This is a genomic window from Paenibacillus sp. FSL H3-0302, from assembly GCF_037982245.1.
Lineage (GTDB): Bacteria > Bacillota > Bacilli > Paenibacillales > Paenibacillaceae > Paenibacillus_AQ > Paenibacillus_AQ odorifer.
In genome coordinates this window covers 6,647,712-6,665,278 of sequence record NZ_CP150284.1, presented here as the reverse complement: position 1 = coordinate 6,665,278, position 17,567 = coordinate 6,647,712, and the positions used below count along the sequence as shown (strand labels likewise).

At 45.8% G+C, this 17,567-nt stretch carries 18 protein-coding genes; 8 read left to right on the top strand and 10 right to left on the bottom strand.

The window, feature by feature from the left end:
- Positions 1-59: 59 nt before the first annotated feature.
- A complete protein-coding gene (gene gdhA, locus MHH50_RS29630; protein ID WP_036682144.1) occupies positions 60-1,445 on the bottom strand; it encodes an NADP-specific glutamate dehydrogenase in 1,386 nt (461 codons plus the stop codon).
- A 238-nt stretch (positions 1,446-1,683) separates the two neighbouring features.
- On the opposite strand from gdhA, the gene MHH50_RS29625 reads away from it, so the two are divergent.
- The 3 genes from MHH50_RS29625 (at position 1,684) to MHH50_RS29615 (ending at position 2,771) form a co-directional block, all read left to right on the top strand.
- The gene (locus tag MHH50_RS29625; protein WP_038573758.1) at positions 1,684-1,962 is read left to right on the top strand and encodes a hypothetical protein; all 279 of its coding nucleotides are present in this window, start codon (positions 1,684-1,686) and stop codon (positions 1,960-1,962) included.
- Positions 1,963-2,221: 259 nt separating this feature from the next.
- Positions 2,222-2,422: a cold-shock protein gene (locus MHH50_RS29620; RefSeq protein WP_019914790.1), complete on the top strand. Its 201-nt coding sequence runs from the start codon at positions 2,222-2,224 to the stop codon at positions 2,420-2,422.
- A gap of 118 nt (positions 2,423-2,540) precedes the next feature.
- Entirely contained in the window at positions 2,541-2,771 is a 231-nt protein-coding gene (locus MHH50_RS29615) for a cold-shock protein (protein WP_036682139.1), read from the top strand.
- 69 nt (positions 2,772-2,840) lie between these two features.
- On the opposite strand, the gene MHH50_RS29610 is transcribed toward MHH50_RS29615, so the two are convergent.
- The 5 genes from MHH50_RS29610 to MHH50_RS29590 all read right to left on the bottom strand — a co-directional run bounded on the left by MHH50_RS29610 (position 2,841) and on the right by MHH50_RS29590 (position 7,942).
- Entirely contained in the window at positions 2,841-3,302 is a 462-nt protein-coding gene (locus tag MHH50_RS29610) for a VOC family protein (RefSeq protein WP_076278269.1), read from the bottom strand.
- A complete protein-coding gene (locus MHH50_RS29605; RefSeq protein WP_076278270.1) occupies positions 3,299-3,862 on the bottom strand; it encodes an NADPH-dependent FMN reductase in 564 nt (187 codons plus the stop codon). Before MHH50_RS29605 ends, MHH50_RS29610 begins: the two co-directional genes overlap by 4 nt.
- A gap of 153 nt (positions 3,863-4,015) precedes the next feature.
- Complete coding sequence (locus MHH50_RS29600; protein ID WP_340033791.1) at positions 4,016-4,708, bottom strand: response regulator transcription factor; 693 nt, start codon at positions 4,706-4,708, stop codon at positions 4,016-4,018.
- Positions 4,709-4,724: 16 nt separating this feature from the next.
- Positions 4,725-6,398, bottom strand: coding sequence for a GAF domain-containing sensor histidine kinase (locus tag MHH50_RS29595; protein WP_340033790.1), 1,674 nt, complete (start codon positions 6,396-6,398; stop codon positions 4,725-4,727).
- Between the two features lie 152 nt (positions 6,399-6,550).
- Positions 6,551-7,942, bottom strand: coding sequence for an MATE family efflux transporter (locus MHH50_RS29590; protein WP_076124068.1), 1,392 nt, complete (start codon positions 7,940-7,942; stop codon positions 6,551-6,553).
- A 263-nt stretch (positions 7,943-8,205) separates the two neighbouring features.
- Between MHH50_RS29590 and hxlA the strand changes: the two genes are divergently transcribed.
- From hxlA to MHH50_RS29575, 3 genes are all read left to right on the top strand, one after another.
- A complete protein-coding gene (hxlA, locus tag MHH50_RS29585; protein WP_036682127.1) occupies positions 8,206-8,838 on the top strand; it encodes a 3-hexulose-6-phosphate synthase in 633 nt (210 codons plus the stop codon).
- Between the two features lie 7 nt (positions 8,839-8,845).
- On the top strand, positions 8,846-9,394 hold the full coding sequence (gene hxlB, locus MHH50_RS29580) for a 6-phospho-3-hexuloisomerase (protein WP_076191679.1): 549 nt from the start codon (positions 8,846-8,848) through the stop codon (positions 9,392-9,394).
- A gap of 84 nt (positions 9,395-9,478) precedes the next feature.
- A complete protein-coding gene (locus MHH50_RS29575) occupies positions 9,479-9,856 on the top strand; it encodes a helix-turn-helix domain-containing protein (protein ID WP_036682121.1) in 378 nt (125 codons plus the stop codon).
- Between the two features lie 95 nt (positions 9,857-9,951).
- On the opposite strand, the gene pepT is transcribed toward MHH50_RS29575, so the two are convergent.
- From pepT to MHH50_RS29555, 4 genes are all read right to left on the bottom strand, one after another.
- Positions 9,952-11,184 carry a peptidase T gene (pepT, locus tag MHH50_RS29570; RefSeq protein ID WP_076220750.1) on the bottom strand — a complete coding sequence of 411 codons (1,233 nt, stop codon included), beginning with the start codon at positions 11,182-11,184 and terminating at the stop codon, positions 9,952-9,954.
- A gap of 95 nt (positions 11,185-11,279) precedes the next feature.
- Complete coding sequence (locus MHH50_RS29565) at positions 11,280-11,933, bottom strand: sortase (RefSeq protein WP_076278274.1); 654 nt, start codon at positions 11,931-11,933, stop codon at positions 11,280-11,282.
- Positions 11,934-11,969: 36 nt separating this feature from the next.
- Positions 11,970-13,040, bottom strand: a complete 1,071-nt coding sequence (locus tag MHH50_RS29560) for a hypothetical protein (RefSeq protein WP_340033789.1) — start codon at positions 13,038-13,040, stop codon at positions 11,970-11,972.
- A gap of 477 nt (positions 13,041-13,517) precedes the next feature.
- Positions 13,518-14,531, bottom strand: coding sequence for an LLM class flavin-dependent oxidoreductase (locus MHH50_RS29555; protein ID WP_081383185.1), 1,014 nt, complete (start codon positions 14,529-14,531; stop codon positions 13,518-13,520).
- Between the two features lie 258 nt (positions 14,532-14,789).
- Between MHH50_RS29555 and MHH50_RS29550 the strand changes: the two genes are divergently transcribed.
- Both MHH50_RS29550 and MHH50_RS29545 read left to right on the top strand, forming a co-directional pair.
- Positions 14,790-15,794: a LacI family DNA-binding transcriptional regulator gene (locus MHH50_RS29550; RefSeq protein ID WP_036682112.1), complete on the top strand. Its 1,005-nt coding sequence runs from the start codon at positions 14,790-14,792 to the stop codon at positions 15,792-15,794.
- Between the two features lie 335 nt (positions 15,795-16,129).
- Entirely contained in the window at positions 16,130-17,551 is a 1,422-nt protein-coding gene (locus MHH50_RS29545) for an ABC transporter substrate-binding protein (protein ID WP_038574978.1), read from the top strand.
- The last annotated feature ends 16 nt before the right edge of the window (positions 17,552-17,567 follow it).

The following is a 17,567-nucleotide window of genomic DNA, read 5'->3' as shown; positions in this document are numbered from 1 at the left end:
GACCGGTTACGGGGACTTTTGTATGTCGGGCGTTCGTGACTAGAGCGCTGGTAATTTATTTAGATTACACCTTCAGCCAGCATAGCGTCGGCCACTTTTTTGAATCCAGCGATGTTCGCTCCTGCAACAAGGTTGCCGGACTGTCCATATTGCTCGGATGCATTTACAGATTGTTCGTAGATGGAAACCATGATTTCATGCAGCTTCGTATCTACTTCTTCAAAGCTCCAGGACAACCGCATGCTGTTTTGTGCCATTTCAAGCGCAGAGACAGCTACGCCGCCAGCATTAGCAGCTTTAGCAGGTGCGAATAGTACGCCAGCTTGTTGGAACTGATGAATAGCTTCAAGGGTGGACGGCATATTGGCACCTTCGCCTACTGCTTTTACACCATTCTCAATCAGTTTCAATGCCATGGCTTCATCAATCTCATTCTGAGTAGCACTCGGAAGGGCGATATCACAAGGAATGGTCCAAATTTGCGTGGAATCTTCAGTATACACAGCGTTAGGATGTTCATTCACATATTCACTAATCCGTTTTCTTTCGACTTCTTTCAGGCGGCGGACAGTTTCGAGGTTAATCCCATTTTCGTCATAGATATATCCGGCGGAATCACTACAAGCTACGACTTTAGCGCCTAGCTGTACAGCTTTTTCGATCGCATAGATCGCTACGTTACCAGAACCGGAAACAACAACGCGGCTTCCTTCAAAAGAAAGGCCTTTTGCTTTCAGCATCTCGTTTACGAAATAAACTGTACCGTAACCAGTAGCCTCTGTCCGAGCCTGACTTCCGCCGTAACCAATACCTTTACCAGTCAATACGCCAGCCGGATATCCTCCGCGGATCCGCTTGTATTGTCCGTACATGTAGCCGATCTCACGACCACCTACACCGATATCTCCTGCAGGAACGTCTTGGTCAGGACCGATGTAATTTTGCAATTCAGTCATGAAGCTTTGTGCAAAACGCATGATTTCGCCTTCGGATTTACCTTTAGGATCAAAGTCGGATCCGCCTTTACCTCCGCCGATGTGTTGGCCGGTAAGAGCATTTTTGAAGATTTGCTCGAAACCAAGGAATTTGATAATACTAGCATTAACGGATGGGTGAAAACGAAGTCCACCTTTGTAAGGTCCAATTGCACTGCTGAACTGTACACGATATCCACGGTTAACTCTGACCTTACCTTGATCGTCTGTCCAAGGAACACGGAACATAATCAAACGTTCTGGCTCAACCAATCTTTCCAGAATGGCATTTTCCTGATACTTAGGTTCAGCAGCGAGGATTGGAAGCAAAGATTCAAGGATTTCCTTTACGGCCTGATGAAATTCGGGCTCAAAAGGATTACGCGCAACAACCTGTGCGTATACGTCTTCGATATAACGATGTGCCTTGTTGCTGTTTGTGTCTAATTGCTGGGTAGATACAGAGCTCATGAATTCAACCGCCTTTTCTAGTATTCATTTGGTCCAACACTTTTTTTATATTTTGGCACAAGTCAATGTTCCTCACAACTGTTTTTATTAAATAACTTACTTCAAGTGGAACGTTATAGACGCTGGGATGATAAGAAAAGTGTGAATAAACCGCGGTATACTTCGCGTAATGACGCGTTAAAGCGCGAAATATGCTACAATGATTGTGTAATAATTGTAAGGAGATGAAATTTAAAAAATGAGTGACAAAGTAAATGAGCAGGAGCTAGTAAATGTATTATCTGCCAAAACCAAAGTGGATCCGCAAATCATCCGCTTAGTATTGAAGCATGAACAGACCTTTATCAATAAGGCCAAGGCGAACGCCAAGGGTGAGGTAGACATCGACAGCGATGATCTGGTCGACTATGTCACTGCCCAACGTGATGTGAAGCTGGATGAAATCACAGTAGAGACCATTCTTGATGCAGAAATGGATTACTTGATGGATAAAGGATTGGCAGGTTATATCGACTAACATGGGTGTTCGTCCGGCTCGGCTGCTGCTGTTTATAGGCAATAAGAGCCGGAGTAAAAATTAAATAGGCTTACGCATTGCTTTTAGTGATTTAGTGTGGTACAATGAAATCAATCATAAATTTAACCCTTAATTCACATATTGTAAAAGGTTATCATTTGTGCGTATGAGTCCTTTTCCAATGTGTGAATTTTTATTTGTTCGTACACTACGTAGGAATAAAAGGACATGTGTTAAATAAAATATTGGAGGTAATATCATGCAAACAGGTACAGTGAAATGGTTTAACGCAGACAAAGGATTCGGTTTTATCGAGGTTGAAGGTGGAAGCGACGTATTCGTACACTTCTCCGCAATCACAGGCGACGGATTTAAATCTTTGGACGAAGGCCAACGCGTTGAGTTCAACGTAACTCAAGGCGCTCGTGGACCACAAGCCGAAAACGTTGTAAAACTGTAGTTTAAAAATCAGGCTGCCCTTAACACAAGTTGAGGGCAGCTTTTTTTATTTTCATAGTATGAATCTGCCCCTAATAGGGTAGCGATATCGTCTCGATTCGATCCAAGGAGGGGTACTTATGTATTTTCGTAAAAAAGCACTGGAGGAACTTCCGCAAGAAGACACAGCTATTTGGTCCTGTACCAAGGAAGGTTGCACAGGTTGGATGCGCGATAATTTCGCCTTTCAATATGTACCTACCTGCTGGCAATGCAACTCTCCCATGACTAGAAGTATGAAGATACTGCCAACGCTTGTGAATACGAATGCAGACATGAAGGCCATGAAGAAGGGCATTTCGATTAAGTAATCGAAGAAGCTAATATACTCAAACAGCTGGACCCTTGGACGGGAGCAGCTGTTTTTTTGTTTGAGTATTTTATTTACTGTGCAGTAATTTCTCCCATTCCGTTAAGGTTATGTTCTCTGAAATAGGCTTCAGATGTTCAGGAACCTCTACGTGGCACATAAATTCCAAGCTGTTGCCGTCAGGGTCGTTGAAGTAGACAGAAGCATTTCCTTGATAAGCCCGGATAAAAGGCTCAACAGAAGTCCGGTTGCGGAACGGAACAGCCTCTACCCCAATCGATTCCAGCCATTGCAGTGATTGCTTCAAGTCCTCGTAAGTGATACGGAAGGCAATATGCCGCAAGGACGGATGGTATGGGGTTTGAACCTCCTGGCCTTCCCAAAGACCAATCCAGCTCCGACCTTCCTCGATCCAGAAGAATACAGTTTCTTCATCCCGCCAAGCCATTTTCAGACCTAATTTCTCATAAAATTCGATGGATACTTCAAGATTGCTTACTGGTAAATGTGCTTCATATAGTCCTTTGATCATTGGATAGCACCTGCCGGTCTGCCGATTTTGCGGGCTAAGTTCAGGAATGCTTCTAATACTAGGTGGATGCGATCTTCGATTTCTTGCCCACCCTCGTATCCGTCGTACCCGACCTCGAACCGCTTGCGTTGCAGTCCACCGATGGAGATCCAGTCTGGTGTATTGATGCCGTGCAGGTTGCGTACGATGGCTTGCAATTGAAGTAATGAGCTTATCCCTACCGCTCCCCCGGCTGAACTGGCGGATAACACAACTTTACCATTGAAATGCGCCTGGCCTAGATGATCAATCGCATTTTTTAATACGCCACTTACCGAGCCGTGATATTCCGGAGTAACCAAGATTACTGCATCCGCTGCTAACATCTCTTGTTTAAGCTCGTTTAAATGTTCATGCTCTGTGTAAACCTCGTCTGGTGAATAAAAGGGAAGTGGGCGTTTGTAGAGATCAAACACGGTAACCTTTTCCCCATGCTGACTAATGAAATGGGCAGCATGTTCTGCCAGCTTCGTGCTGGTTGCTTCTTTTCGATTACTGCCTGTCAGGATCATCACTTTCATCTGTATCCACTCCTATGTGAGGTCAATTGCTATAAACCAATGATAGTTGAATCGGCCTCTGTTAACATCAGCACATGGAATGAACATACATAATAAAAACGCTCAGCCATTGTGCTGAGCGTCTAAGGCTAAAGTTGTAGAGGAGTTTTGATTCTAGGCGTTATAGCCGCCTTTCAATGCGAAAATGGCAGCCTGAGTCCGATCCGCTAAGTTTAGCTTTCCGAGAACGTGGCTGACATGGGTCTTAACGGTTTTTTCGGTGATGACCAGCTTGCTGGCAATCTCTTTGTTACTCATACCGAGCGCAATCAGGTCTAATACTTCTTGCTCGCGTGGGGTAAGAAGCTCTAATCCGTTGATCGCAGCAGGTGTTGTGTTTGGGTCATTCGGATCGGAAGTATTAAGTTCCAATTGCTCTAGTGTAGAAGTCGCCATTAGATTCATCAGTTGGCTGGCAGCCTCGGAATGTAGCTCCACTTGACCGTTATGTACCTTGCGGATCGCAACTACCAGCGCTTCTGGTTCTATATCTTTAAGCAAATAGCCTTTGATTCCTACGCGGATAGCCGGGAGTACATGATCCTGATCCGAAAAGGAGGTCAATACAATGACCTTGACCTGCGGGTGGGAGATCCTCAGCGCTTGAGCGGTCTCAATGCCGTCCATAATGGGCATATGCAAATCCATTAATATGACATCCGGGTTCAATTCAGCTGTTCTTTCCAGTGCTTCGCGGCCGTTGGAGGCCTCTCCAATAACCTTGATATCGGGTTGTGTGGAGAGAAATACTTGCAGCCCACGGCGTACCATTGCATGGTCGTCTACTAATAATAAGTTTATCGTCATTTATGATCACCCGACTTCATGTAGATTGGATGGGCAGAGGTATGGTTGCCTCAACCGTTGTGCCCTGATTTTCCACACTGTGGATATGAATACGACCGGAGAGGGCCTCTGCTCTTTCCTTCATAATATGCAGACCAAGAGATTCATTAGTGTCTGTGTTAGAACGCCGTTTGGCCCCGCCTTTACCTTGGTCGGCAACGCTCAGTACCACCTCGACTGCATTCAGATGTAGAGATACCTCCGCTTTAGAGGTTCCGGAATGCTTACGTACATTATTGAGTGCTTCTTGGCCAATGCGCCACAGCCCTTCCTCCACGTTGCGGGGAAGTTCGTGAACACCGCTCCGTTGCGTCTGTATCAGCAGCCCTAGCTGCTGGCCATGAGCCTGCAGCGCAGTCAATAAACCGGCTTCCAGTCCGGCAGGCCGAAGCTGCATAATTAATACACGCATTTCTTTGAGTGCTGACTGGGATAAAGCTTGAATATCGCGGACAGCCTCAGTAGCAGGATGGGAGATATGCTCCTGCTTCAGCATACTTTCCACGCCTTTGGCGGTCATTGAGAGGGAGAAGAGGATCTGGTTCACGGAGTCGTGCAGGTCACGGGCCAGACGATTCCGCTCATCAAGACGCGCAATTTCGCGGCGTTTCTCTCCAAGCTGAGCACTTTCCAATGTAGCGGAAATATGCTCAGCGACAGCCTCAAGCACCTCTCCATCCGCAGTTGCGGAGGCTAGTGCTTTAGGTGAGGTGATCAGTAGAATTCCTGCACCTTGTGCGGCAATCTGCCGAAAGGGCACAGCGAGCATCACAACATGCTCCGCGACAGGGTGTTCAGAACAGCAGGACTTCGTAATTTCCTGCTCTTCATCAGGGGTTAATGTCGCAAAGCGTTGTCCTTTCGCGATATCTCCTAGACGTACTTTAAAAGAATCCGAGAGCTCGAAGGGAGCTATTTCCGGCATTATATTAGCCGCATAGGCAGCATGGACTTCGAATTGTCCCTCATGCTGCCCGATAATCGCTGCAAAGGGCCAATCGAAATAGTCGCCAATCAGGGCGGCGCTTTTCTCGATCAGAATACTGGGCGAGATACATTGGTTGGCGGTTAGATTTAAAGCTGCGCTGAATTCGCCTAATTTGGCGTACAGATTCGCGCGGCGCTGCTCGGTGCTATATAACTGCATCCGTTCTATAGCACTGCCAATTTGCAAAGCCACGGATTGCAGCAAAGCCAGCTCGCTGTCGGCGTAATGTGCTTTGCCTGGTGCGGCCACATTCATAAGTCCCAAGTAACGCTCACCTGAATGCAGCGGGACGGTGGCGTGGTGGGTGATGCCCAGCGTGTCGCCCCAGTTATACTGCCTGGCGTTACTCAGCCGCTTGCAGCTTAGGATGTTAACGGCATGCTCGAGCCGACCGTCCCATAGGCGGCTTAGGCACCAGCAGCTTCCGCACTGCATTGGTTGTTTATTGTCGCGCTGTAGTGCAGGTGGCAGGCCTCGATCAGCGGCACACTCATATTCCATGTATTCTTCGCTCAGGAAGATCCAGCCTGCAGTGTTTCCGGTTAACTCAAGTAGCTTGCCCATGACTGTGTCGAGCATGGGTCTGAGCTCATTGGAACTGTTTAAAGTCTCCGCAATCGTTTTGAGCGTCAGTAACTCATGGATTCCGGTTTCCTCCGGCATGAAGTTCTCTCCTTTAGCTTTGTGAATTATGTTCTATCTATTGTAACGTAGAATGGTTCATTCATTCTCAAATTTTATGGAATGTTGGCGTAAATAAATAGAAGGTCCCTTAAGATCTGATATGACCTTAAAGAACCCTCTGTATATACATATTAATTTACAGCTGCAGGAGTAGCGGAAGGTGTACAGTGTTCTGGAGCTTCGTGTTCGATAAGTCCATGTTTCTCCCAAGCTCGGCTCTTCCAGCGGAAATACATAATGACGGCTCTCACCCACTCATCGACCGCAGTAGCAATCCACACGCCGGCTAACCCGAGATCAAGTTGGAACACCAGGAAATAACCAAGAGGTAAGCTCATGCAGACCATGGAGATCAGTCCCATATATACAGGGAATTTGGCATCGCCCGAGGCGCGTAAAGAGTTAATGATAACCAGATTGGTTGTGCGCCCGGTTTCCAGGAAGAAGCTAAGCAATATGACCTGCGCCCCCATCCTAATGATGTTCTCATTGTCTGTGAAAAGCCCGAATAGCGGTACCCGGAAGAAAATCACCACAGCATCTATTATTACGGTAACCAGCAACGCCCACTTTACACTGGTGAATACACGCTTATAGGCTTCATCAGGTCGTCTAGCTCCCACGAGATGTCCTACAACGATGGAAGTTCCCATAGAGACAGCTACACTGAATAAATAAATATAATTGGAAATATTAAGCGCGTACTGGCGGGTAGCCATAGCTTCAGCGCCTAAATAAGTAATATACAGTGTGAATACAAGCTGGCACGACTGATAAGTGATGGATTCAAAAGCGGACGGGATGCCGATTTTGAGAATTTGCAGCACGTATTTTTTAGAAAGATGAATGTAATAGGTTACTTTCACCCGTACCTCCATCACTCTGTAGAGCAGCAGGAAGAATAGGATCAGGCAGATAAAGCGACTCATCACTGTTGAGATAGCCGCACCCTCCACACCTAACGCCGGAAGTCCGAAATGACCATAAATGAGCAGGTAGTTGCCCACCACGTGAATGATATTCATCAGCAAGGATACGACCATCGTCTGTTTGGTGAAACCGTGAGTACGGATAGTAGTCGCCAGAGCATTAATTAATGCTTGCAGAAAAATACCGCCCCCAACAATATTCATATAGGCTTTGGCGTAAATGAGGATATCCCCTTTTACATTCAGCGCAGTCAGTAGCGACCCTCCGAATATCAGCAAAAACGTACTTAGGAGAATGCCGACTAACAGGTTTAGGGTAATGGCATTGCCGGTCACTTGAGCGGCTTCCAGAGGTTTTTTGGAACCGAGATATTGGGAGACCACAATAGCTGCGCCGTTACCAATTACACTGAGGACTAAAATTGCTATCGCAATGATCTGATTCGCTGCGCCGACACCAGACACGGCATCGTCCGACACTGAACTGATCATAAAAGTATCCACACTGCCCATGAGCATAAAGAGGAATAGCTCGAGGAAAATCGGCCAGGTCAGTTTGACCAGGTTGAATTCCTGGTGATTATTTTGCTTCATTGTGCACCTTCTTATATTATGATGTACTTCCTAAAATTTCATAAACAAACTGTAATATTAGCACAGCTTTCATGGAAATGCAGTATTTTTACAGAAAAATGACAAAACGTTTTTAATTTAAGTCGAAAAGAGCCCTTTAACCGCACATTAGTATCCTCCAGGTAACTACATCACAATAAAGTGCCTACTTCCCTAAAGGGATGTAAGGAACTACAATTTGTACATGACTTACTAAAATATATTAATAAGGAGTGCAAATAAATATGAAATTACAATTAGCGTTGGATTTAGTGGACATTGCGGGAGCGAAAGAGGTTGTCTCAAAAGTTGCCGAATTTATAGATATCGTTGAAATTGGAACACCTATCGTTATAAATGAAGGGTTACATGCAGTGAAGGCAATCAAAGAGGCTTTTCCAGCTTTGACTGTGTTGGCGGATTTGAAAATCATGGACGCAGGTGGATATGAAGTGATGAAGGCTGTGGAAGCGGGCGCGGATATCGTTACTGTACTTGGTGTTTCTGATGATTCTACCATTAGAGGTGCAGTGGAGGAAGCGAAGAAAACCAATAAAGAGATTCTAGTTGATCTGATTAATGTGAAGGATATCCAAACAAGAGCGGCTGAAGTAGACGCACTTGGCGTAGACTATATCTGTGTACACTCTGGATATGACCATCAAGCGGAAGGTAAAAATTCTTTTGCAGATTTAAATGCGATTAAGAGTGTGGTTAAGCAGGCTAAAACAGCTATCGCTGGAGGGATCAAGCTAAGCACACTTCCAGAAGTGATCGCCGCGAACCCTGATCTTGTCATCGTTGGCGGAGGCATCACAGGTGAAGCGGATCAAAAGGCTGCCGCAGCAGAAATGAAACGTCTAGTTAGTCAGGCTTAAGATTACAATGAAATATGCGCAGCAAATTATAGAGGAGCTCCAGCGCTCCATATCTCAGCTTGATGAAGAAGAGACTGAGCGAATGGCTGAGCTGCTGCTTCAGTCCAACAAGATCTTCGTGGCTGGAGCGGGCAGATCTGGATTGATGGGACGGGCCTTTGCTATGCGGTTAATGCATGTTGGTAAAGAGGCTTACGTTGTAGGCGAAACGGTGACTCCGGGGATTGAACAGGGGGATGTGTTAGTCCTCGGTTCCGGTTCCGGTGAGACAAAAGGGTTGATCTCTATGGCTGAGAAAGCCAAAGGGGTAGGCGCAGAAGTTGTTGCCGTTACCATTGCGCCGGATTCGACGGTTGGACGTTTAGCGGGCTACACAGTGAAGCTGCCGGGATCTCCAAAAGATCCGGCCAGTGGAAGCTACAGCACGATCCAGCCGATGGCTTCTTTATTCGAACAGACGATGTTGGTCTTTTATGATGCTATTATTCTGCGAATGATGGAGAAGACGGGGCAGACGAATCAGCAAATGTTCGGCAAGCATGCTAATTTAGAGTGAACGTACAGAAACGAATGCCTTCCAATGAGGAGGTTATTCGTTTTTGTGTTAGTATGATAACAGGAGAGAGGAGGCGCTTTAGGTATGGCAACCGAGATTAAAGATCGCATAAACTTGAAGGAAATTAACTGTGAGAAGGAATTGACGCTTGCGGTGATCGGAGGGAAATGGAAGCTGATTATCCTCTGGCATCTAGGGCTTGAAGGGACAAAGCGATTCAGCGAGCTGAAGAAGCTAATTCCTCATATCACGCAAAAAATGTTGACCAATCAGCTTCGCGAGCTCGAAGAGGACCAGCTGGTTCTAAGAAAAGTGTACGCTGAGGTTCCGCCAAAAGTAGAGTATTCCCTGACATCATATGGCCAAAGTCTGCTTCCTGTCCTTCGATTGATGTATGATTGGGGTAAAAATTACGGAGAAAACGTGATCTGGAAGGACACGCCGCCGGAAGAAAGATGCTAATCGAATAGCCTATGAACATTAATAATCCCTGAGAGGTCTGGATCGGCCTCTACAGGGATTTTTTGGTGTTTTAAAGGAGTGATGCGGATAATGCTTTAGGCTTTCTGTTCGAATAGCTTAGCAATCTCCACGATAACATTTACCGCTTTTACCATATTGTCCGCAGACGCATATTCGAATTTGCCATGGAAATTCTCGCCTCCGGTGAAAATATTAGGTGTCGGCAAGCCCATGTAGGAAAGCTGCGAGCCATCTGTACCTCCGCGAATCGGGCGGATGATCGGTGTGATGTTAAGGTTCTCCATCGCCTCATGGGCAATATCGACGATATGACGCACTGGCTCGATTTTTTCACGCATATTGTAATATTGGTCCTTCATTTCAAGCACGATGTTCTCTTCACCATGGATGTTTTTGAATTCTTCTACGACAGCTGAGAGATATGCTTTACGTGCCTCGAATTTCTCACGGTCGAAGTCGCGGATGATATATTGCAGCTTGCTGAATTCAGGTGTGCCTTCTATAGAGCTTAGGTGATAAAAGCCTTCATAACCGTCTGTATATTCGGGCGCTTCCTCAGCAGGGAGTCTGAGATGAAGTGCCATGGCGATTTTGGCGGAATGAATCATCTTTCCTTTTGCAGTCCCAGGGTGAACATTAACGCCGTAGACTGAGATTTTGGCTGACGCAGCATTAAAGCTTTCATACTCTAATTCTCCGAGTGGACCTCCGTCTACAGTGTAAGCATAGGAAGCATTAAAAGCGGCTACGTCAAATTTATGAGGCCCGCGGCCGATTTCTTCGTCTGGTGTGAAGGCAACTCTAATCTTGCCGTGTTTGATTTCTGGATGTTGAATGAGGTAATGCATGGCGGTCATAATCTCAGCAATACCGGCTTTATTATCTGCGCCAAGCAGGGTCGTGCCGTCGGTTGTAATTAAGGTGTGGCCTTTGTATTCCGCCAGCTCCGGAAAGCTCGCTGTGGATAATACAACATTCAGCTCTTTATTCAAAAGAATATCTTGACCATCATAGTTCTCGATAATCTGTGGCTTCACATTCGTTCCGGTAAAATCAGTCGCCGTATCCAAATGGGCTAAAAAACCAATGGTCGGAACATCCTTGTCCGTATTCGCAGGGAGTGTCGCCATAACATAGCCATGCTCGTCCACCTGGACTTCCTCCATGCCGATTTCCTTAAGCTCTTCAACCAGCTTGTGGGCCAGAACCATCTGTCCCGGAGTGGATGGGCAAGTCTCATTATCTTCATTCGATTGGGTATCCATTTGTGCATACGAAATAAACCGTTCTACAACCTCTTTCTTCACCTTGGGTCATCTCCTCTTTACTATTGTATATATATAGTATCACTTTCCATATAAGGTCTCATCCCTGAGGAAGAAGATTGAGGTAATATTTAAGTTTAATGCGGCAATATTTCTTGTTTCACTAACTTCGCTGAAAGTAAATAACGGTCCGGTGCAGATCCCACATATGAAAAGGGATAACAGGTAATCAATGTGAGGATGGCCTTATTACTTGGCTTTATAGCACCACGTTCGTCCCCGTCAACAATTGTGCTGCCTGTTACTTCATAGGTAAAAGTCCCATCGGTACTTTCCAGCTCGATAAGATCTCCAGCGACGAGTTCTCCCAGATTACGGAACACTGTATCGCGGTGGCCTGCGAGCACACTGTTGCCGGTGGCACCGATAGCTGCGCTGCCTTTATAATGTCCGGCTCCCTTTTTTAGCTCGGGGCTTTCCGTGCCTTCTAGCACTGCGATCTTTTTGTTTAATTTGGGGAAACGAATCTCTCCTATGATTTCACCTTCTGAATAGGAATGAGCGGGGTGCGGCTGTTCCTTGGCTGAACTGATCATTCCCATGGGAAGAGGGATTTCTTCGGCAGAAAGGGGGCGGGCGACAGCTTCCTCCCTCTTTTTTGCCCAATCATTTAAAGCCTGTTTAGCTTCGAGCGGTGCTTTGACCACTTGTACAACCGAGTAAATCAACACAACTAAAGAGAGTATGAAGATTAGCTTCACGGCTAGCAAGACACCATTACGCTTCTTCATACTCTCTCACCTCCAGACTTATGCTGCAAAATGTGGTTATTTCTTCGATTTCAATCTGCGCATGATAATCACGCTGAGTACCGCAATGGCTAAGCTGGCAAGAATCAAGTTATACCAAGGCTCAGCGGTATTTGGAAGCTTGTTGCCAACCTCTGGTGCTCCCAGTGGAAGCTCATCATCAGGCAGGGCGATTTCATTGCTTGGCTGCGGTGTTGCACTGGTAGTTTGGCTGCCAGCACTTGGTGATGCTGTCGGCTCATTATCGCCTCCACCCAGTGGGATCGGCGCTTCAGTGACACTAATTTCATCTACTACTGGTGAAGCTGTAGGTATTGGCGATGGTGTTGGCGTCGTTGATTGCCCTGGTGTGGCAGCTGCTGTTGCCGTTGGCGAAGTAGCCGTCGGTGTATTCGTAGGTGCCGCAGTTGGTGAAGCGGTAGTCGTCGGCGGATCTGTAGGTGTCGTGGTTGGTGAAGCTGTTGCGGTCGGTGAAGCTTCAGGTGTAGCTGTAGCCGTGGCAGTAGGTGTCGTAGTTGGCACTACAGTAGGTGTAGCAGTCGCTGTAGGTGATGGCTCCGGTGTAGGCTGAGCTGTGGCCGTCGCTGTCGGTGAAGGACTAGGTTGAGCGGATGGCTCCGGTCCTCCAGAAGCGGAGAACTCAAAGGCTACAGTGGTGGTTTTCCCTTGATATTCGTTCCCTGCTTCCCACGGGAAAATTACATCCATTTGAATTACACTTTGTTCTCCCCCGGCAAGTGAACCGATGGCAACTCTTCCGGCAGCCTCACTCATCACCCCTGAATAGATGATTACTCCCTCTTTTTCGAGTGTCATTTGGAGAATATCGTATAATTCTGCGTCTCCAGAGATGAATTTGAAGTCCACATAGTAATTAAAGCCCTCACTACCTGCGTTAATAATTGTGTATTCTGAGTTCGTTTCATCACCAGGCTGCATATTGTTCATGGTGGCTGTGCTTGTCGTATGCGAATTCACCGTAAGCTTAATGGTATCTTGCGCACTAACTCCGCCAGCATGCCAGATGACTCCTGCTAGAATAGTCAGGATATAAGCAGCTATGAAAGCCGAGCGATATTTCTTCTTCACTTTACTCGCTCCTTTCTCCTGAACCCCATATTAAATTTTGTAGACATCATTTGCGGGCTTCCGGCAAATTCTTCTCTTCTAATCGGATTTTTCATCAAACATTGTCGAAATAAGTAGTATCTCACAGAACCACTTTTTTGTGCGTATACAGGAATCTCCGTGAAAGTGGAAGGAGAGGGTAGAGATATACCGCCAATTCGTTCGTTATAGCGAATAACTAAAGTATAATCAAAATAATATCTAAACAAAAATGGGATATTATAAGGAAATCCATCATATTTGGTCAAATATCAATTCTATTAATGGGTTTACACCAGTTTTCTCTATTTAACTCTTTATTTTTATGTAATTCATTGTTTTTATTGTGTTTTATTGAGAACGATTATGAATGCAAAATAAAAAGGCAAGACATACATCTGGAATAGGGCTCAAACCCCGATACCAGACCTATCGTCTTGCCTTAATTATGATGATAAATTAGATTTCCTTCATAGCGTCGGCTACAATCTCATAAGAGCGTAGACGAGCGTTAGGATCATAAATTCCACCAGAAACAATCAATTCATCGGCCTGTGTCTCTTGCAGGATTTCTTGAAGCCGTTCTTTAATTGCTGCTTTATCACCAGCGAAAGAGTAACGCTGTTTCTCAAGCATGGCTGCTTTTTCTTGCATCGTCCATAGCCCCTCCATACTATCAACCGGTGGTTGTAACTTCCCCGTACGTCCGCGGATGATATTAAGGAATTGCTGCTGCTGCGAGGTAGCCAGTCGTCTTGCCTCATTCACGGTATCGGCTGCTGTAATGCCAACTCCGACCATCACATAAGGTTTGTCGAGTGCTGCTGAAGGACGGAAATTACTATGGTAGATGTGTAAAGCTTGTAGTAAATATTCTGGTGCGAAATGGCTGGCGAAAGCAAAAGGTAAACCTAGCTTCCCTGCCAGCTGAGCACTAAAACCGCTGGAGCCCAGCAGCCAGATGGGGATATTCAAGCCTTCACCAGGAACAGCACGAACCCCAGCCGGTCGTGATCCTGCACCTGCAGGATCGAAGTAGGCTCTGAGCTCACTTAACTGCTCGGGGAAGTCACTGCCGTCGCTTCCGAGACCACGGCGTAGCGCACGGGAAGCCGGTTGATCGGATCCTGGGGCTCTGCCCAGTCCTAAATCAATCCGTCCTGGATATAGGGATTCGAGGGTCCCGAATTGTTCCGCAATGACAAGTGGTGCGTGGTTGGACAACATGATGCCTCCAGAGCCTACGCGTATGCTTTTTGTGCCGCCAGCAATGTGGCCAATTAAGAGTGAGGTAGCAGAACTGGCAACACCAATCATGTTGTGATGCTCAGCAAACCAATACCGGTGATAGCCCCATGCCTCAGCATGTTGAGCTAAAGCTAAAGAGTTATGAAAAGAGTCTGCCGCTGTGCCACCCTCCACAATAGAGGCTAAGTCCAGTACGGAGAATCGAATATCGCGCTGTTGTTTCAATGTAATCCCTCCTATAATAAACGCTCAGATAGTCTAGAGCAGTATTTGTAGCTGCGAATAATGCTACTCGCCTAGTATACCATGTAATAAAACTATATACACACTTTAAGTAAGTTATACGCACTTTGTAATGATTAGATAAGGAATAAGTATGTCTTTAAAATAAAATGTAAGCGCTTTAAAAAATCTATTGTTATTTCTTAACGGGCTTGCTATAATCACATCGAAAAGTTACCTGAAAAAAAGGAAGTTATCGTTATGAAGCCAACCATAAGAGATGTTGCCAGAATGGCGGAGGTGTCGATCAGCACCGTATCGCGGGTTATGAATGCACCGAATACGGTCGTAGAGAGCAAACGGAATCGAGTGATGGAGGCTGTAGAACGTTTGCAATATCAACCAAATGCGTTTGCACGCGGCCTGATCTACAAGAAGTCTTTTACACTGGGCCTGCTGATTCCGGATATTGAGAACCTGTATTTCGCAGGGGTTATTCGGGGAATGCAGGATGCATGCATCAAGCTCGGATACAGTTTAATGATCTGCAATACGGACCGCGACAAAGAACGGATGTTGTCTTACATCGATAACTTTCATGAGAAGCAGGTGGATGGGATCGTGTTCGCCAGTGATGTCCTTTATCCTGAGACACATGACAAATTAGTCGGTTGTAGAATTCCTTTTGTGTTGGTATCCTCGCATTCTGATGAGTACGACATTCCATCTGTGGAGGTGGATGATGAACAGGCGGCTTACGATGCGGTAAAGTTTCTGATTGATTTAGGGCATAAGGACATTGGCATGATTGGTTTTAACCATGATAACTCCGTATCTGGCCCGCCTCGTTATGAGGGTTTTGTAAGAGCATTAACAGAGTTTGGACTACAGCAGAATATTGTGAAGAGCAAATATGCCAATCACAGGTTCGAACACGCTTATCAAGCTGCGCATGAGTTGTTTACTGATTATCCCGAGCTGACCGCTGTTTTCTGTGTTGCTGATGAATTTGCAATGGGGACGATTTCTTATCTGAAGGATCGTAATATTCTAGTTCCGGGGCAGGTATCTGTGATTGGATTTGATAATTTGCGGATGTCGAGTATGTTCATTCCAAAGCTGACCACGATTGCACAGCCGATTTATGAGTTAGGGTATCGTGCGGCGGAGATGCTGCATGAATTGCTCACAACAGGTGGTGTCCAGGTATTGAATGAAAAGATGGAGCATAAGCTGATTGTGCGGGAATCCACGCGGGAAAAATAAAGGCTCTTTATTTTTGTGACCTTCTTCTGAAAAGCTTTTCAGAGCCATGTATCGGTCTTAATTAAAATTTAAATGTTAGGATAGAAAATAGTATGAATTCTTATGAAAAACATCTCATTTTCCGATTGGAAACGGTTACTAATTATGATAATATAAAAAATGTAAGCGCTATTATTAAATTACATTTGTGATGGAGTTTGATTTTAGGATATTTACCTATCTTCTGAAAAGCTTTGCAAGGAGGTGATCTGCTACAAGCTGCTAATACATGCCAGGGTGCCCGGATGATTGAATATGATGTTATCTCTATAACCATTAAAGGGGATGTACAAAAGATGAAGAAGATCTCAGGACGTAAAAAGTCGTTGGCTTTAGTACTGTGTTTATCCTTCACAATGACGCTGAGCGCATGCGGCGGAGGCAACAATAATGCGGCGCCTACAGATCCACCGGCGGCAACAGTCAGCCCAACAGCAGATAACACCGAGAAAGCGACAAATGCACCTAGTGCTGAACCTTCGGGTTCCCCGTTAGATTTAGCGATGAAAGGTGAATATAAAGGGACTAAAGTAACCATGTTTGGACCCTTCGTAGATGCTGACCAAGTGAAATTTGAGAGCAGCATTAAAGAATTTGAAGAGAAGACAGGGATCGATATTCAATACGAGGGCTCCAAGGAGTTCGAAGCAACAATAAATATTCGGGTGGACGGCGGAAATGCTCCTGATATCGCTGACTTCCCGCAGCCGGGATTGCTGGCATCGATTGCTAAGACGGGCAAGGTTATCGATTTGACCAGTGTGCTGGATCAAGACAAATTGACGGCTAATTACAACAAGAGCTGGCTCGATATGTCTACGATGGACGGAAAAGACGGGAAGATCATGGCGGGGATTTGGAACCGCAGTAATGTAAAGAGCTTGGTATGGTATCCAAAGAAACAATTTGATGATGCAGGTTACAAGGTTCCTGAAACTTGGGATGAGCTGATGGCACTCACTGAACAAATTGCCAAGGATGGCGATCCTGCCTGGGCTATTGGCATTGAGAGTGGTGCTGCAACGGGTTGGCCAGCAACAGACTGGGTCGAAAATATAATGCTTCGTACGACTACGCCTGAGAACTACGATAAGTGGGTAAAAGGTGAACTGCCATTTACTTCACCAGAAGTAAAAAATGCTGTTGAAATCATGTCTAAAATTTGGCTTAACAAGGATTATGTTTACGGTGGTGCTAAGTCTATCGTGACGACATCCTTCGGGGATGCCCCAGCGCCAATGTTCACTGATCCGCCTAAAGCCTGGTTTAATATGCTCGGTAACTTTATTACAAGCTTCTTCCCTGAAACGGCAAAGGTTGATCAGGATTATGATTGGTTCTACTTGCCGCCAATTGATGCGCAATATGGTAAACCAGTGCTGGTTGCAGGTGATATTTACGCTATGTTCAACGATCGTCCAGAGGTTCGTGCAGTCATGGAATTCTTCACCACTGGAGAGTCGATTAAGAGCTGGGTACAATCTGGCGGCGTAATTGCTCCTATGAATGATGCTTCCCTTGATTGGTATACCTCTGAATCTGATCGCCGGATGGCGAAGTTGGTTCAAGATGCTTCCACACTGCGTTTTGATGGCTCTGATTTGATGCCAGGTAAAGTGGGTGCAGGCACCTTCTGGAAAGGGATGACCGACTATGTGAGCGGTACAGCGACACTGGATCAAGCCTTGGAACAAATCCAGTCCGGCTGGAACAACTAACCTAATATTTAAAGCG

Excerpts from the sequence above, each read along its gene's own strand:
- MHH50_RS29590 (WP_076124068.1), bottom strand. The coding sequence starts at position 7,942 with ATGAAGCAAAATAATCACCAGGAATTCAACCTGGTCAAACTGACCTGG.
- hxlA (WP_036682127.1), top strand. The coding sequence starts at position 8,206 with ATGAAATTACAATTAGCGTTGGATTTAGTGGACATTGCGGGAGCGAAA.
- MHH50_RS29625 (WP_038573758.1), top strand. The coding sequence starts at position 1,684 with ATGAGTGACAAAGTAAATGAGCAGGAGCTAGTAAATGTATTATCTGCC.
- MHH50_RS29615 (WP_036682139.1), top strand. The coding sequence starts at position 2,541 with ATGTATTTTCGTAAAAAAGCACTGGAGGAACTTCCGCAAGAAGACACA.
- MHH50_RS29605 (WP_076278270.1), bottom strand. The coding sequence starts at position 3,862 with ATGAAAGTGATGATCCTGACAGGCAGTAATCGAAAAGAAGCAACCAGC.
- gdhA (WP_036682144.1), bottom strand. The coding sequence starts at position 1,445 with ATGAGCTCTGTATCTACCCAGCAATTAGACACAAACAGCAACAAGGCA.
- MHH50_RS29575 (WP_036682121.1), top strand. The coding sequence starts at position 9,479 with ATGGCAACCGAGATTAAAGATCGCATAAACTTGAAGGAAATTAACTGT.
- MHH50_RS29595 (WP_340033790.1), bottom strand. The coding sequence starts at position 6,398 with ATGCCGGAGGAAACCGGAATCCATGAGTTACTGACGCTCAAAACGATT.
- MHH50_RS29565 (WP_076278274.1), bottom strand. The coding sequence starts at position 11,933 with ATGAAGAAGCGTAATGGTGTCTTGCTAGCCGTGAAGCTAATCTTCATA.
- MHH50_RS29620 (WP_019914790.1), top strand. The coding sequence starts at position 2,222 with ATGCAAACAGGTACAGTGAAATGGTTTAACGCAGACAAAGGATTCGGT.
- hxlB (WP_076191679.1), top strand. The coding sequence starts at position 8,846 with ATGAAATATGCGCAGCAAATTATAGAGGAGCTCCAGCGCTCCATATCT.
- MHH50_RS29550 (WP_036682112.1), top strand. The coding sequence starts at position 14,790 with ATGAAGCCAACCATAAGAGATGTTGCCAGAATGGCGGAGGTGTCGATC.
- MHH50_RS29545 (WP_038574978.1), top strand. The coding sequence starts at position 16,130 with ATGAAGAAGATCTCAGGACGTAAAAAGTCGTTGGCTTTAGTACTGTGT.
- MHH50_RS29600 (WP_340033791.1), bottom strand. The coding sequence starts at position 4,708 with ATGACGATAAACTTATTATTAGTAGACGACCATGCAATGGTACGCCGT.
- MHH50_RS29610 (WP_076278269.1), bottom strand. The coding sequence starts at position 3,302 with ATGATCAAAGGACTATATGAAGCACATTTACCAGTAAGCAATCTTGAA.